Source organism: Variovorax sp. efr-133-TYG-130 (assembly GCF_030208835.1).
Classification (GTDB): domain Bacteria; phylum Pseudomonadota; class Gammaproteobacteria; order Burkholderiales; family Burkholderiaceae_C; genus Variovorax.
In genome coordinates, this window is the sequence record NZ_JARVTD010000051.1 from 14,428 (window position 1) to 28,924 (window position 14,497).

Annotated in this window: 14 protein-coding genes and 1 pseudogene; 10 read left to right on the top strand and 5 right to left on the bottom strand. The window is 68.8% G+C overall.

Features of this window, described 5'->3' with window-relative positions; genetic code table 11:
* Positions 1-4: 4 nt before the first annotated feature.
* From fliI to fliR, 10 genes are all read left to right on the top strand, one after another.
* Entirely contained in the window at positions 5-1,471 is a 1,467-nt protein-coding gene (gene fliI / locus QRN67_RS32605) for a flagellar protein export ATPase FliI (protein WP_081271457.1), read from the top strand.
* Complete coding sequence (fliJ, locus tag QRN67_RS32610) at positions 1,468-1,923, top strand: flagellar export protein FliJ (RefSeq protein WP_106937127.1); 456 nt, start codon at positions 1,468-1,470, stop codon at positions 1,921-1,923. The genes fliI and fliJ overlap by 4 nt, the downstream gene beginning before the upstream one ends.
* Before the next feature lie 16 nt (positions 1,924-1,939).
* A complete protein-coding gene (locus QRN67_RS32615) occupies positions 1,940-3,373 on the top strand; it encodes a flagellar hook-length control protein FliK (RefSeq protein ID WP_285415167.1) in 1,434 nt (477 codons plus the stop codon).
* A gap of 149 nt (positions 3,374-3,522) precedes the next feature.
* The gene (gene fliL / locus QRN67_RS32620) at positions 3,523-4,026 is read left to right on the top strand and encodes a flagellar basal body-associated protein FliL (RefSeq protein WP_285415169.1); all 504 of its coding nucleotides are present in this window, start codon (positions 3,523-3,525) and stop codon (positions 4,024-4,026) included.
* A 27-nt stretch (positions 4,027-4,053) separates the two neighbouring features.
* Entirely contained in the window at positions 4,054-5,058 is a 1,005-nt protein-coding gene (gene fliM / locus QRN67_RS32625) for a flagellar motor switch protein FliM (RefSeq protein ID WP_081265883.1), read from the top strand.
* Positions 5,051-5,515 carry a flagellar motor switch protein FliN gene (gene fliN, locus QRN67_RS32630; protein ID WP_285415172.1) on the top strand — a complete coding sequence of 155 codons (465 nt, stop codon included), beginning with the start codon at positions 5,051-5,053 and terminating at the stop codon, positions 5,513-5,515. The genes fliM and fliN overlap by 8 nt, the downstream gene beginning before the upstream one ends.
* Positions 5,512-6,018 carry a flagellar biosynthetic protein FliO gene (gene fliO, locus QRN67_RS32635; protein WP_081265885.1) on the top strand — a complete coding sequence of 169 codons (507 nt, stop codon included), beginning with the start codon at positions 5,512-5,514 and terminating at the stop codon, positions 6,016-6,018. The genes fliN and fliO overlap by 4 nt, the downstream gene beginning before the upstream one ends.
* On the top strand, positions 6,015-6,773 hold the full coding sequence (gene fliP / locus QRN67_RS32640; RefSeq protein ID WP_285415174.1) for a flagellar type III secretion system pore protein FliP: 759 nt from the start codon (positions 6,015-6,017) through the stop codon (positions 6,771-6,773). The genes fliO and fliP overlap by 4 nt, the downstream gene beginning before the upstream one ends.
* Before the next feature lie 13 nt (positions 6,774-6,786).
* Positions 6,787-7,056: a flagellar biosynthesis protein FliQ gene (gene fliQ, locus QRN67_RS32645; RefSeq protein WP_081265887.1), complete on the top strand. Its 270-nt coding sequence runs from the start codon at positions 6,787-6,789 to the stop codon at positions 7,054-7,056.
* A gap of 8 nt (positions 7,057-7,064) precedes the next feature.
* Positions 7,065-7,850 (top strand): flagellar biosynthetic protein FliR, encoded by a 786-nt coding sequence (gene fliR, locus QRN67_RS32650; RefSeq protein ID WP_503010966.1) that lies wholly within the window; start codon positions 7,065-7,067, stop codon positions 7,848-7,850.
* A 7-nt stretch (positions 7,851-7,857) separates the two neighbouring features.
* Here the strand turns inward: fliR and QRN67_RS32655 are convergent, their stop codons facing one another.
* The 5 genes and pseudogenes from QRN67_RS32655 to QRN67_RS32675 form a co-directional block, all read right to left on the bottom strand.
* Positions 7,858-8,982: a 3-deoxy-7-phosphoheptulonate synthase gene (locus QRN67_RS32655; protein WP_285415179.1), complete on the bottom strand. Its 1,125-nt coding sequence runs from the start codon at positions 8,980-8,982 to the stop codon at positions 7,858-7,860.
* Between the two features lie 46 nt (positions 8,983-9,028).
* A complete protein-coding gene (gene flgL, locus QRN67_RS32660) occupies positions 9,029-10,240 on the bottom strand; it encodes a flagellar hook-associated protein FlgL (protein WP_106937121.1) in 1,212 nt (403 codons plus the stop codon).
* 35 nt (positions 10,241-10,275) lie between these two features.
* Positions 10,276-12,228, bottom strand: a complete 1,953-nt coding sequence (gene flgK, locus QRN67_RS32665; RefSeq protein WP_285415181.1) for a flagellar hook-associated protein FlgK — start codon at positions 12,226-12,228, stop codon at positions 10,276-10,278.
* Positions 12,229-12,335: 107 nt separating this feature from the next.
* Positions 12,336-14,066 carry a methyl-accepting chemotaxis protein gene (locus QRN67_RS32670; protein WP_285415183.1) on the bottom strand — a complete coding sequence of 577 codons (1,731 nt, stop codon included), beginning with the start codon at positions 14,064-14,066 and terminating at the stop codon, positions 12,336-12,338.
* 99 nt (positions 14,067-14,165) lie between these two features.
* A pseudogene (locus QRN67_RS32675) lies at positions 14,166-14,497 on the bottom strand (methyl-accepting chemotaxis protein); the annotation flags it as partial.

Sequence of the window (14,497 nt, forward strand, 5' to 3'; positions counted from 1 at the left end):
CGCCATGCAGACCGCCACCGCCAACCCCCATCTGCAGACGGTGCGCGCCGCGCTGGAGAAGGCGCGCGGCAATGTCGCGCGCTGCGAAACCACCACCGCCTCGGGCCGCCTCACGCGCGCGGTCGGCCTGGTGCTGGAAGCCGTCGGCCTGCAGCTGCCCGTGGGCAGCGACTGCCTGATCGAGCTGCCGCCCGGCAACGCCCAGCGCCATGCGGAGGCCGAGGTTGTTGGTTTCGCCGGCGACCGCCTGTTCCTGATGTCCCAGACCGAAGTGGCGGGCCTGCTGCCCGGCGCGCGCGTGTTCGCGCGGCCCGGCGCCACCGAGCCCGGCACCAGCGGCGACGCCCACACCAAGCGCCTGCCGGTGGGCGAAGGCATGCTCGGGCGCGTGGTCGACGCGGCCGGCCGCCCGCTCGACGGGCTCGGCCCGCTCGACGTGGCGCGCAAGGTGCCGCTGAGTTCGCCGCCCATCAACCCGCTGTCGCGCGCGCCCATCGATTCGGTGCTCGACGTCGGCGTGCGCGCCATCAACGCCATGCTCACCGTCGGCCGCGGCCAGCGCATGGGCCTGTTCGCCGGCTCCGGCGTGGGCAAGAGCGTGCTGCTGGGCATGATGGCGCGCTACACCAGCGCCGAAGTCATCGTGGTCGGACTGATCGGCGAACGCGGCCGCGAGGTGAAGGACTTCATCGAGAACACGCTGGGCGAGGAAGGCCTGGCGCGCGCCGTGGTGGTGGCGGCGCCGGCCGACAACTCGCCGCTGCTGCGCCTGCAGGGCGCGGCCTACGCCACCTGCCTGGCCGAGTATTTCCGCGACCGCGGCAAGGACGTGCTGCTCATCATGGACTCGCTCACCCGCTACGCGATGGCGCAGCGCGAGATCGCGCTGGCCGTGGGCGAGCCGCCCGCCACCAAGGGCTATCCGCCTTCGGTGTTCGCGCGGCTGCCCGCGCTGGTGGAACGCGCCGGCAACGGCTCGCGCGACGCGCAGGGGCGCGGCGGCTCCATCACCGCCTTCTACACGGTGCTGTCCGAAGGCGACGACCAGCAGGACCCGATCGCGGACTCGGCGCGCGCCATCCTGGACGGGCACGTGGTGCTCTCGCGCACGCTGGCCGAAGCCGGGCACTACCCGGCCATCGACATCGAGGCCTCCATCAGCCGCGCCATGACCGCGCTGATCCCGTCCTCGCAGTTCGACACGGTGCGCCGCTTCAAGCAGATGCTGTCGCGCTACCAGCGCAACCGCGATCTGATCAGCGTGGGCGCCTACGCGCCCGGCCACGACCTGCAGCTGGACAAGGCGATCGCGATGTACCCGCGCATCGAGGCCTTCCTGCAGCAGTCGATGGACGAACGCACGGGCTATGAAGACGCGATCGCGCAGCTCGAGCACCTCTTCGTGCCCGAGCCCGCGTCCACGCAAGGCTTCGACTCCAGGACACCCAACACCAAGAAGTTCCAGACATGACACGCAAGCTCCCCCTCGGCATGCTGATCGACCTGGCGCACACGCAGACTGACGATGCTGCGCGGCGCCTTGGCGCCCTGCAGAGCGCACACCTCAACGCCAGCCAGAAGCTGGAACTGCTGCTGCAGTACCGGCAGGACTACCACGACCAGCTCGACGCGCTGATGCGCGGCGGCCTGCCCTCTTCGCAGTGGCGCAACTACCGCAACTTCCTCGGCACGCTCGACGGCGCCATCGAGCAGCAGCGCGCCATCGCCGCGCAGACCGAGACCCGGCTCGACAACGGCCGCACCGACTGGCAGCACCAGAAGCGCCGCCTGAGCTCTTTCGACACCCTGGCCGAGCGCGTGCGCATGCAGGAACTGATGGCCGAGGCCAAGCGCGAGCAGCGCGACAGCGACGAACGCGCGGCGCGCAAGTTCTTCGACCGCGCATCGCATCCGACCCTTTGAATCTCCAGGAACCGACATGCCACCCATGATCACGCCCTCCGTCGCCGCCAACGGGTCTTCTGCGACTTCTTCGGCCGCCCAGGCCGGCCAGCGAGGCCGTGGCGCGGACGACGCGCAAGGCGCCAGCTTCGGCGCCGCGCTCGAGCGCTCGCGGGCCGGCAGCCGCAATGCCGCGGCCACGCCGCAGGACGGCGCAGCGCCGGCCAGCGACGTCGCCTCCGCCGACCGCAAGACCGTGCGCAGGCCCGGCATCGACGACGACACCAAAGATGCCCCGCTGCCGGCCGACCCGAACCTCGCCTTCCTGGCGCCGGCGCACACGCCGCTGCACGCGCTGACGCTGGCGGGACGCGCCAGCGCGAAGGCCGCGCGCGGCGCCGATGCCGCTGGCACGGCCACGGTCGCGGCCGCCGCCGACTCGCCGCTGGAAGCCGCCGTGCAGGACCCGCTGGCCAAACCGCTGCCCGAGGGCGCCGCACCAAGCGCGGACGCCAAGGCCGCGCCCGATGCCGCGAAGGCCGCCGACCTCCAGGCCGCGGCCAGGGACGCCGCCGCCAGGCCGGGCGCGGCCGCCAGCCAGCCGGCTGCCGACGACACCCCGGCCACGCCGCTGCACGACATCGCCAGCGCGGCCGTCGCGGCGCAGACCATCGCCGTGGGTGCCACCAAGCCCGCCGCGGCCGCAGGCGCGCCGGCCGGCACGGCGGCTTCGGGCCGCGCCTCCGCACGCACCACGGCGAGCGCCGCCACGGCCGAGCAGCTGGCAGGCGCGGCGCAGCCGAAGGCTTCCGCCGAAGACACCAAGGCCGCCGCGCTGCCCGTGGCCGCTGCTGCCGCCGCCGCATCCACCGGCGGCGACGACGCACAACCCGCCGCGACGCCCATCGCCACGCAGCAGGCCGCCACGGTGGCCGCCCCGGCCGAACGCAGCGCCGACACCGGCCAGGCCACGCGCCCGGGCGCGTACACCGTCGCCCCCGAAGTCGGCAGCGAGAAGTGGGCACCGGCGCTCGGCCAGCAGCTGGCGCGCATGAGCACCACCGGCCATCACACGGCCGAGCTCAACCTCAACCCCGCCGGGCTCGGTCCGCTGAAGGTCACGCTGTCGATCGGCGACAACCAGGCGCAGGCCATGTTCGTGTCGGCGCATGAAAGCGTGCGCAAGGCCGTGGAGGCCGCGCTGCCGCAGTTGCGCAATTCGCTCTCGGAGCAGGGCATCACGCTGGGCCAGACCTCCGTGGGCGCGGAAACCCGCCAGCCCTTCGGCCAGGACGCGGCCTTCGCGCAGCAGAACCAGCAACAGCAGCAGCAGACGGCCCGCCAGCAAGGCGCGCCGGCCTACCCCGGCGCCGGCCGTGCCGGCAACAGCGCGGCGGCCGAACCCGTGGCGCCCGCGCGCGCCAGCCTTGCCAGCAACACCGCGCGCTCGGGGGTCGACACCTTCGCCTGAGGCGACAACCCATACCTGCCCCCGCCCGCGGCGGCGCCCTCACCGGTGCCGCGCAATGAACGGATGTGAAGCGTCTTTTCGCGCTTGTTCGGCCGTTCATCCAGGAGGGACTTCGCAAAGAATAGATCGGACAAGTTAAACGCTTCACCATGGCTACCTCCTCTTCCGCCGCCAACGCCATTCCCGCCGAACCGGGCTCCCGCCGCTCCTCGAAGCTGATGATCGGGCTGCTGCTCGCCGTCGGCCTCGTCGCCGTGGGCGCGGCCGCCTACGTGCTCGTTCCCCGCTTCATGGGCACGCCCGCCACCGCCGAGACCGCCAAGGCGCCGGTGCCCCAGAAGCCGATCTATCTGATGCTCGATCCGGTGACGGTCAACCTGCAGTCCGAGGGCCGCGGCCGCTTCCTGCAGGTCGGCATGGCGCTGCGCGTGCGCGACGAGCAGACCAAGGCCCAGCTCGTCGAGTTCATGCCCGAGGTGCGCAGCCGGCTGCTGATGCTGCTGTCCAACCGTTCGCCCGACTCGGTCGTGTCGCCGGAAGACAAGGCCAGGCTGGCCGAGGAGATCCGCAAGGCGCTGAGCGCACCGCTGAGCGCCGGCGCGCCCGAACTGGGCATTGCCAGCGTCTCGTTCAACACGTTCGTCGTGCAGTGACCACCCTTTCCTCCAGACAAGCGACCCATGGCGTATGAACAGGTGCTTTCCCAGGACGAGGTCGATGCTCTCCTGCAAGGCGTCACCGGCGGAGACATCGACCAGTCGTCGGCTCCGCCGCCCCCGCCCAAGGACGGCCTGCCGGCCTACGACCTCGGCGCGCCCGACCGCGTGGTGCGCAACCGCATGCACACGCTGGAGGTCATCAACGACCGCTTCGCGCGCGGCCTGCGCGGCGCGCTGCTGAACTTCATGCGCCGCAGCCCCGACATCTCGGTGGGGCAGGTCCAGATCCAGCAGTTCGGCGAGTTCGTGCGGCACCTGCCGGTGCCCGCGAACATCAACATGATCCACATGAAGCCGCTGCGCGGCACGGCCCTCTTCGTGTTCGACCCGAAGCTGGTGTTCCTCGTGGTGGACAACCTCTTCGGCAGCGACGGCCGCTACCACGTGCGCGTGGAAGGCCGCGACTTCACGCGCACCGAGCAACGCATCATCAAGCGCCTGCTCGACATCTCGCTGCAGTGCTACGGCGAAGCGTGGCAGCCCGTGTTCCCGCTGGACTTCGACTACGTGCGCGCCGAGATGCACGGCAAGCTCGCCAACATCGTGGCGCCCAACGAGGTGGTGATCAACACCACGCTGCAGATCGAGTTCGGCCCCATCGGCGGCTTCCTGCACGTGTGCCTGCCCTACTCGATGATCGAACCGATCCGCGACCTGCTGTCCAACCCGATCCAGGACGAGGTCGAGATCGACAAGCGCTGGGTCAAGCAGATGTCGCGCCAGATGCAGGCCGCAGACGTCGAACTGGTGGCCGACTTCGTGACCATGCCCTCGACGCTGGGCGAAGTCATGAAGCTGCAGGTCGGCGACGTGATTCCCATCGAGCTGCCCGAGACCGTCGTCGCCAAGGTCGGCGGCGTGCCGGTGATGGAGTGCGGCTACGGCACCTCGAACGAGCGCTACGCACTGCGCGTGCAACAAATGATCTCCCACCAAGACAGCGATTTGAAGAACGACCATGACTGACAACAACTCTTCCGCCAGCAGCGACGCGGACGACTGGGCTGCCGCCCTGGCCGAGCAGACGGCCGCCACCGCGCCCGCGCCGGTGCAGGACGCCCAGGCAGCCGCAGCAGCAGCCGCCGTGGCACCCGCCACCGCGCAGGTCTTCCAGCAGATCCAGGACACGCCCGCCGCCGCGAACCCGGGCGCCGGCCCGGTGGACATCGCGCGCGTGCTCGACGTGCCGGTGCAGCTGACCGCCGAGATCGGCCGCACCCGCATCACCATCAAGAACCTGCTGCAGCTGTCGCAGGGCTCGGTGGTCGAGCTCGACGGCCTGGCCGGCCAGCCGCTGGACGTGCTGATCAACGGCTACCTGATCGCGCAAGGCGAAGTGGTGGTGGTGAACGAGAAATACGGCATCCGCCTGACCGACATCGTCACCCCGTCCGAGCGCATGCAGAAGCTCGCCCGCTCATGAACCTGCGCCGGCACCTGCCTGCATGGGGCGCGGCGGCGCCGGCCCTGCTGTTGCTGCTCTGCGCACGGGGCGCGCACGCCGCGCTGCCCACCGTGCCCTCGCCCACGCACGAAGCCGCCGCGGCCGCGCCGTCGGCCGTCGGTGCCGGCAGCCTGCTGCAGGCCGGCTTCGGCATGGCGGTGGTGGTCGGGCTGATCTTCCTGTGCGCCTGGCTCGCGCGCCGCTTCGGGCTGCAGCGCCTGGGCGGCGGCCAGCATGTGAAAGTGGTGTCCAGCGCCATGGTCGGCCAGCGCGAACGCGTGGTGGTGATCGAGGTTGCCGGCACCTGGGTGGTGCTCGGCGTTACCGCGACCCATGTGAACACGCTGCACACGCTGCCTGCCCAGGCATCGGCCCCGGACCACCATGCCGCGGCGCCGGCCGCCGGCACGAACAGTCCGGTCGAACTCTTTGCCCGCAAGCTGCGCGAATCCCTCTCGGGCAAGGCGCACTCCGCTCCATGACGCATACCGCCTTGCGCCGCGGCCTGCGCGCCGCGTTGTTGCTGCTCGCCGCCACGCTGCCCCTCGCCGCCTGGACCCAGGGCCTGCCCGGCCTCACCAGCACCCCCGGCCCCGCCGGCAGCCAGACCTGGTCGCTGAGCGTGCAGACGCTGGTGCTGCTGACCTCGCTCACCTTCCTGCCCGCGCTGCTGCTGTCGATGACCAGCTTCACGCGCATCCTGATCGTGCTCGGCCTGCTGCGCACGGCCATCGGCACGCAGACCTCGCCGCCCAACCAGATCCTGGTGGGGCTTTCGCTGTTCCTCACCTTCTTCGTGATGTCGCCGGTGTTCGACAAGGCCTACACCGAGGCCTACCAGCCCTTCTCGGAGAACAAGATCAGCGCGGAAAAGGCGCTGGAGCGCGGCATCGCGCCCTTCAAGACCTTCATGCTCAAGCAGACCCGCGAGACCGACCTGGCCCTGTTCGCCCGGCTCGCCAAGGCGCCCGAGATGCAGGGCCCCGAAGACGTGCCGCTGCGCATACTGCTGCCCTCCTTCGTCATCAGCGAGCTGAAGACCGCGTTCCAGATCGGCTTCACCATCTTCATACCGTTCCTCATCATCGACCTGGTGGTGGCCAGCGTGCTTATGTCGATGGGCATGATGATGGTGCCGCCCGCGTCCATCGCGCTGCCCTTCAAGCTGATGCTCTTCGTGCTGGCCGACGGCTGGCAGCTGATGATCGGCGCGCTCGCGCAAAGCTTCTATCTCTAGGCAGGACCGCCACATGACACCCGAATCAGTCATGACCATGGGCCATCGGGCCATGGAAATCTCGCTGCTGCTGGGCGCCCCGCTGCTGCTGGTGGCGCTCGTCATCGGCCTGATCGTCAGCATCTTCCAGGCGGCCACGCAGATCAACGAGGCCACCCTCTCCTTCATTCCCAAGCTGCTCGCCGTGTTCGCGACGCTGGTCATCGCCGGGCCGTGGATGCTCGACCGCATGCTCGACTACATGCGCGCGCTGTTCGCCGGCATCCCGCAGATGCTGGCGTGACGCCGTCGATCTTCTCCGTCACTTCGGGCCAGCTCGAGGGCTGGGTGGTGGCCTTCCTGTGGCCCTTCGTGCGCATGCTCGCGCTGGTGAGCACCGCGCCCATCTTCGCGGAGTCCTGGGTGCCGAGGCAGGTCAAGGTGGGCATTGCCGCCATGCTCACGCTGGTGATCTCGCCGCTCATCGGGCCGTTTCCGGCGGTGCCCGTGGTGTCCGCCGGCGGGCTGTGGATCATCGTGCAGCAGGTGCTCATCGGCATGGCCATGGGCTTCGCGATGCGGATGGTGTTCACCGCCGTGCTGGCGGCGGGCGAATACATCGGCCTGCAGATGGGCCTGTCGTTCGCGTCCTTCTACGACCCCATGAGCCGCGGCAGCACCATGGTGGTCTCGAGACTGCTGAACATGCTGGCGACGCTGATCTTCCTTGCGCTCGATGGGCACCTGCTGATCGTGAACGCTCTGGCCGACAGCTTCGCCACGCTGCCCATCTCGGACGGGCCGCTGGTGGCGGGAGGATGGATGTTCCTGGTGCTGGCAGCGGGAGAGATCTTCGCCAGCGGGCTGCTGCTGTCGCTGCCGCTCATCACCGCGCTGCTCACGCTGAACCTGGCCATGGGCATCCTGAACCGCGCGTCGCCGCAGTTCAGCATCTTCGCGGTGGGCTTCCCGCTCACGCTGCTGGCGGGCATCTTCATGCTGCAGCTGCTGATGCCGAACCTGGCGGCGTTCCTGGAACCGCGGTTCGCGCAGGGGATCGCGAACATGCTGCGGTTCACGCAGGGGCTGCGGCCTTAGCTCTAGCCTAGCCCTTGGCCGAGCGGCGCCGCGCCTTGACCGCCGTCGCCAGCCCCTCGAGCACCGGCACCGTCTGCGCGAAGCCGATGCAGGCATCGGTGATGGAGACGCCGTGCTTCAGCGGCACGCCCGGCGACAGGTCCTGCCGGCCTTCCTCGAGATGGCTCTCGATCATGATGCCGGTGATGCGCCGCTCGCCGGCCGCGATCTGCGCGGCCACGTCTTCGGCGACGACGATCTGGCGCTGGTGCTGCTTGCTGCTGTTGCCGTGCGAAACGTCGACCATGACCTGGGGCCGCAGGCCGTTCGCCAGCAGCGCCTCGCAGCTGGCCGCGACGTCCGCCGCCGAGTAGTTGGGCGCCTTGCCGCCGCGCAGGATGACGTGGCAGTCGTCGTTGCCGCGCGTCTCGAAGATCGCGGCCATGCCCATCTTGGTCATGCCCATGAAGGCATGCGGCGCGCGGGCCGCGAGGATGGCGTCGGCCGCGACCTTCACGCTGCCGTCGGTGCCGTTCTTGAAGCCGACCGGGCAGCTCAGGCCGGAAGCAAGCTGCCGGTGGCTCTGGCTCTCGGTGGTGCGCGCGCCGATGGCACCCCAGGCAATCAGGTCGGCAATGAACTGCGGGCTCAGCAGGTCGAGGAATTCGGTGCCGGTCGGCAGGCCCAGCGTGGTCAGCTCGAGCAGCAGGCGCCGCGCGCGCTCCAGGCCCTCGTTGATGGCGAAGCTGCCATCCAGGTGCGGGTCGTTGATGTAGCCCTTCCAGCCGACGGTGGTGCGCGGCTTCTCGAAGTAGGCGCGCATCACGATCAGCAGGTCGTCCTGCAGCGAATCGGCGAGCTTCTTCAGGCGCTGTGCGTATTCGATGGCCTGGTCGTGGTCGTGGATGGAGCAGGGGCCGACCACCACCACCAGCCGGTCGTCGCGGCCGTGCAGCACGTCGGCAATGGCCGCGCGGCTGCCTTCGACCAGCGCCAGGGTGTTGTCGCGCACCGGCACGCGCTCCTGCAGCAGCGCGGGGGTCATGAGCGGACGGACGGCGCCGATGCGCACGTCGTCGATGCGGGTGGTGTCCAGCGTGCTGTCGCGGGAGCCGATTTCTGCGTCGTGGAGGGGGTCGTCTAGGCGGGGCATGGTCGTGGGGTGTCGAATGGAACTCCCCCGATTGTCCCCCCGCCGCTCACAGGTAGTTGAATAGCGAAATGCTGTTCAGCTTGGCGAAGGTCATCTGCGTTGCCTGCAGCGAAGACTGGCGCTGGTAGAACTCGGCGATCGCGCTGTACGGGTCCAGGTCCTCGATGGAAGACAGGTAAGACTCTTCCTGCAGCTTGCGCGAGGCACCGCCGCTGTCCAGCGCATCGAGTTCCGTCTGCCGCGAGCCGACCGAGGACAGCACCGTCAGCACGTTGTCGTGCGCATTCGTCACCTTGCGGTTGGCCGTGGCCAGCGCGTTCTGCAGTTGCGCCTGGGCGGCCTCGCCGCCGCCGGCCAGCGGCGTGCGCAGCGCGGTCACCAGCTGGCCGATGGCCGCGAACACGTCGGTGCCGGCGTTCTGCGCGGTCGACACGTCGAAGCTGTCGCCATCCGCCGGCTTGCCGGTGAACTTGACCTGCACCCCGCCGAAGTTGACGGGCGAGCCCGCCGTGTACGCACCGGCGCCGGCCACCACGGGCGGCACGTCCTTGGTCATCACGGTGTAGTTGCCACCGTTGAAGGTGATGGTGAAGTCCTTGCCGTAGTTCGTTGCCGTGGCGTCGGCGATGCTGATGGAGCCGAACACGGCGCTGCCGGTGTTGCTGGCCGCGCTCGAAGCCACGTAGCCCGCGCCGCCCTGCACCGACTGGAAGATGCTGCGGCCGTCGTCGCCCGTGGACATCTGGCGCGACACGTCGACCTGCATCAGCCGCTGGCCCTGGTCGCCCACGTACTGCACGCCGCCGCCGGCGGCCGCCACGAACGGCGGGCTGCCGCTCTTGAAGCCGGCAAACAGGTACTGGCCGTTGCCGTCGTCGGTGTTGGCCACGCCCACCAGCTGGTCGTAGGCGCTCTGGATGGTGGTGGCGAGCGAGGCGCGGTCGGCATCGGTGAGCGTGCCGTTGCCGGCGTTCACCGTCAGCGTCTTGATGTTCTGCAGGATCGAAGTCACCGAGTTCAGCGCGTTCTCTTCGGTCGACAGCGCCAGGCTCGCGCGCTGGCGGCTGGTGGCGTACTGCGCGTTTTCCGACAGCGTCTGGCTGACGCCCAGGGAGCGCGCCGCGCCGACCGGGTCGTCGCCGGCGGACAGGAACTTGGAATTGGTCGCCAGCTGCTGCTGGACCTTGAACAGCTTCTGCTGCTGCAGGCCCATGGCGCTGACGTTCTGCTCGTAGAAGGATGAGGTGCTGATGCGCATCGCGGCTCCTGGATTCTGTGCTTCGGTGAAACGGCTCAGCTGCGGATGCCGAGGATCGCGTCGAACATGGTCGAGGCGGTCTGGATCACCTTCGCGTTGGCCTGGTACATCTGCTGGAACATCAGCAGGTTGGCGGTTTCCTCGTCCTGGTTGACGCCCGAGACGGCTTGCTGGCTGGCCTTGATCTGGCCGGTCACGCTGTCTTGCGTGGCCGCAGCCACCTTGACGGCCATGGCCCGGTTGCCGACTTCGCTGACCAGCTGCGAATACGCGCCGTTGAAGGTCGACGTGCCGTTGGCCATCACGGCCTTGCGCTGCAGTGCGCCCAGCAGCAGCGCATTGCTGCCGTCGGACACGCCCGAGGTGTTGTTCTTGATGCTGAAGGTGTCGCCCTGGGCAGGCGCGCCGGTCATGCTGACGGTGACGCCGTCGAAGCTCATCTTCGCGCCGGCGGTGTAGGGCACGGGCGTGCCGGCCGGGTAGTTGGTGGTGGTGCCGTTGGGCAGCGTCACCGAAACGGCCGAGGTCGCGGGAAAGCCCGTCAGGTTGCCCGTGGCGGCGTCGAAGCTCAGCGTGACCGTGCCTGCCAGCGGCGTGCCGGGGTAGGAGGCGTCGACGGTCGCGGTACCCAGCGCGGCGCTGCCCTTGTTGCCCGCGGTGTTGCCGGTGACGAGCGGCGACGCGGCCGCCACCTTGGCGGGGTCGCGCACCGCCACGTCGAGGTCGCGCGCGCCGGTGCGGGTCGGCTGCACCAGGAACGAGTCGCCGGCCTGCGCGGTGCCGCTGGCGGCGGTGAGGCTCACGCCGTCGAAGTTGATCGGGAAGGCGGTGAAGCTGCCCATAGACGTCTTGTCCGACAGCCGCGTGACCGTGTAGGTGAGCGTGCCCGACACGTTGGTGACGCTGACGTCGTAGTCGCTGGTCGTGAGCTTCGAGGCATCGGTCAGCGACGCGCCGATTTCGAGGTTGCCTGTGTTCTTTGCGTTGGACATCACGCCCGGCACCGCCTGGTTGAAGAAATTCTGGCCCAGCGCGCCGTTCAGGTCGACGCCCAGCTTGTGCTGTGCATTGACCGCATCGGCCACCGACATGGCGAGCCGGCCGATGGAATTTTGCGTGGGAATGAGGGTTTCGCTGCGGAAGGTCATGAGGCCGCCAAGGACGCCGCCCTTGAAGGTGCCGTCGTCGAGCTCGGCGGTGTTGCCGCCGAAGCCCTTGAGCGCCACCGCCTTGCGGGTGGGGTCGGCGGCCGAGTTGACCGAGACCATCTGGGAGGCGTAGTCCCCCACCACCAGCGACTGGCCGGTGGCGATGAACACGTTGTACTTGCCGTTGTCCTGCTGCAGCACCTTGACGTCGACCACCTGGCTCAGCTGGCTCACCAGCAGGTCGCGCTGGTCGAGCAGGTCGTTCGGCGGCTGGCCGCTGGCCATGGCCGTGGCCTGGCTGATCTGCTGGTTCAGGCCGGCGATCTTGCTGGCGTAGGTGTTGATCTGGTCGACGCTGCCGTCGATCTGCTCGTTCACCGACGAGTTCAGGTCCGACAGGTACTGGTCGGTCGAGCGGAACTTGCTGGCCAGCGCCTGCGCGGAACTGATCATCTGCTGGCGCGCGGCGGGGTCGGCCGGGGTGTTGGCCACGCCCTGGATGCTGGTGAAGAAGTTCTGCATCAGCGCCGAGATGCCCGAGGTCTTGTCGGCCAGCAGGGTGTCGATGCGGTTGATCTGCGTGCCGTTGGTGGCCAGCGCGACCGAGTTCGACTGCGCGCTGGCAAGCTGCGCGGTCAGGTAGCGGTCGTAGCTGCGCGAGACGGTCGTGACGTTGGCGCCCGTGCCGATGTAGCCCGAGCCGCTGGAAATGGCGCTGCCCGTGGCAATCTCCGCCACCTGGCGGCTGTAGCCGGCCGTGTAGACGTTGGCGGTGTTGTGGGCCGTGGTCATCAGCGCGGTGCGGGCGACGCCGAGGCCGCTCAGACCTGTGTAGAACATGCTTCCGGACATAAGGCTTTACCTGTCAATTGGAGAGTGTGTTTGGCGCCGCGAAGGCGCCTTCTTTGTATCTATCGGCAGCGCCGGACAAAACTTGAGGGCCGGAGTCAGAACTCGGTCCAGTCGCCCTTGGCGTCGCCGGCCATGGCCAGTTGCGGCGCCGGGCCGCCGCCCGGCTCGCGGCGCGTCGGCAGCGCCTTGGCCGGACGCTTCGCCGCGGCAGGCGCCGGCTTGGCCGGCTTGGCAATGGGGGTGATGCGGGTGAAGCCGGGGCGCGCGTTGGCAACGGCATTGCCGTCGAGCTTGAAGATGCTGACCGTCTGCACGAGGCTGCCGGCCTGCTCCTGCAGCGACTGGGCGGCGGCCGAAGCCTCTTCGACCAGCGCAGCGTTCTGCTGCGTGACCTGGTCCATCTGCGTGATGGCCTGATTGATCTGCTCGATGCCGGAGGTCTGCTCCTGGCTCGCTGCGGTGATCTCGCCCATGATGTCCGTCACGCGCTTCACGCTGCCGACGATCTCGTCCATGGTGCGGCCGGCTTCTTCCACCTGCTTGCTGCCCTCTTCGACTTTCTCCACCGAGTCGCCGATGAGGGTCTTGATTTCCTTGGCTGCCGCTGCAGAACGTTGTGCGAGGCTGCGGACTTCGGAGGCGACTACCGCGAAGCCACGGCCCTGTTCCCCTGCGCGGGCGGCTTCCACCGCAGCGTTCAGCGCCAGGATGTTGGTCTGGAACGCGATGCCGTCGATCACGCCGATGATGTCGACGATCTTCTTGGACGACGCATTGATCGAGCCCATGGTGTCGACCACTTGCGACACGACGCTGCCGCCCTTCACCGCGACTTCCGAGGCCGACACAGCCAACTGGTTGGCTTGGCGCGCGTTGTCGGCGTTCTGCTTCACGGTCGAAGTCAGCTCTTCCATCGAAGCAGCCGTCTGCTCCAGCGAGCTTGCCTGCTGTTCCGTGCGCGACGACAGGTCCTGGTTGCCCGAAGCAATCTGCCCTGAAGCCGTCGCGATCGTCTCCGTGCCGGTACGCACTTCGCCCACCACCTTGGCCAGGCTCTCGTTCATGTTCTTGAGCGCCTGCATCAGCTGGCCCGCCTCGTCGCGGCTTTCCACCTTGATGTTCGTGCTCAGGTCGCCGGCCGCCACGGTCTCGGCCACCTGCAGGGCCTGCCCCAGGGGTCGCACGATGCCCAGCGTCAGGCGCCAGGCCAACAGGGCGCCGAGCAGCAAGCCGATGACCGACAGCGCCAGCAGCGCGGTCTCGCCGGTCGAATGGTCGGCCTCGATGTCCTTGGCCAGTTCGTCGATGCGGTCGCGCTGGTACGCCGCGAGCTTGGCGACTGCTTCCTCATAGACGACGAGCGCGGGCGCGAACTTGTTGTCGGCCAGGTCCATGGCCTCCTCGTTCTTGCCTTCCAGCTTGAGCTTGTTGACCAGCCCGATGGTCTGCAGCACGATGGCGCGAGCGTCGGCCACGTTGGCATACAGCTTCTTCTCGTCCGGGGAAGTCAGCAGCTCCTCGAGCTTCTTCTGCACAGGGTTGATCAGCGCCGACTTGTCGGCCCGGCCCTTCTCGAAGTAGGCCGCCACCTTGGGGTCCGTTGCCTTGACCATCGCGAACGAGTTCACGATGGCTGGTCCGAGCAGGTTGGACCACTGGCTGGCAAGGCGCTCCTTGACCAGCGCGTTCTGCATCAGATCTTCCGTGGCCTTGCCCACCTTGCCCAGGCGCAGCATGCCCGTGGCCGCGATGGCCGCCATCAGCAGCAGCACCACCGCGAAGCCGAAGCCCAGGCGGGTGCCGATTTTCAGATTCTTCAAATTCATTTGGCTTCTTCTTTCTCGGAACTGGAGCAAACCCGCCGCGGGATGCGGCGCCATGGGTTCGTTATCGGCACGGATGCGGCAAGGTTGAACACCCGAAGATCAAAATTCCGTCCAGTCGCCCTTGGCGTCGCCGGCCATGGCCAGCTGCGGTGCGGGGCGGCCACCCGGCTCACGGCGCGAGGGGAGCGCCTTGGCCGGACCCTTCGGTGCCGGCTTGGCCGCGGCGGCGGGCCTGGGGATCGGCGTCAGGTGCGTGAAGCTGGTGCGCGTGGCCAGGGCATTGGCATCGAGCTTGAAGATGCTGACGGACTGCACGAGGCTGCCGGCCTGCTCCTGCAGCGATTGCGCCGCAGCCGAAGCCTCTTCGACCAGCGCCGCGTTCTGTTGTGTGACCTGGTCCATCTGCGTGATGGCCTGGTTGATCTGCTCGA

What these genes read in the sequence shown, in the direction of transcription:
- fliI (WP_081271457.1), top strand. Translation starts at nt 5, where the DNA reads ATGCAGACCGCCACCGCCAACCCCCATCTGCAGACGGTGCGCGCCGCG.
- fliJ (WP_106937127.1), top strand. Translation starts at nt 1,468, where the DNA reads ATGACACGCAAGCTCCCCCTCGGCATGCTGATCGACCTGGCGCACACG.
- QRN67_RS32615 (WP_285415167.1), top strand. Translation starts at nt 1,940, where the DNA reads ATGCCACCCATGATCACGCCCTCCGTCGCCGCCAACGGGTCTTCTGCG.
- fliL (WP_285415169.1), top strand. Translation starts at nt 3,523, where the DNA reads ATGGCTACCTCCTCTTCCGCCGCCAACGCCATTCCCGCCGAACCGGGC.
- fliM (WP_081265883.1), top strand. Translation starts at nt 4,054, where the DNA reads ATGGCGTATGAACAGGTGCTTTCCCAGGACGAGGTCGATGCTCTCCTG.
- fliN (WP_285415172.1), top strand. Translation starts at nt 5,051, where the DNA reads ATGACTGACAACAACTCTTCCGCCAGCAGCGACGCGGACGACTGGGCT.
- fliO (WP_081265885.1), top strand. Translation starts at nt 5,512, where the DNA reads ATGAACCTGCGCCGGCACCTGCCTGCATGGGGCGCGGCGGCGCCGGCC.
- fliP (WP_285415174.1), top strand. Translation starts at nt 6,015, where the DNA reads ATGACGCATACCGCCTTGCGCCGCGGCCTGCGCGCCGCGTTGTTGCTG.
- fliQ (WP_081265887.1), top strand. Translation starts at nt 6,787, where the DNA reads ATGACACCCGAATCAGTCATGACCATGGGCCATCGGGCCATGGAAATC.
- QRN67_RS32655 (WP_285415179.1), bottom strand. Translation starts at nt 8,982, where the DNA reads ATGCCCCGCCTAGACGACCCCCTCCACGACGCAGAAATCGGCTCCCGC.
- flgL (WP_106937121.1), bottom strand. Translation starts at nt 10,240, where the DNA reads ATGCGCATCAGCACCTCATCCTTCTACGAGCAGAACGTCAGCGCCATG.
- flgK (WP_285415181.1), bottom strand. Translation starts at nt 12,228, where the DNA reads ATGTTCTACACAGGTCTGAGCGGCCTCGGCGTCGCCCGCACCGCGCTG.
- QRN67_RS32670 (WP_285415183.1), bottom strand. Translation starts at nt 14,066, where the DNA reads ATGAATTTGAAGAATCTGAAAATCGGCACCCGCCTGGGCTTCGGCTTC.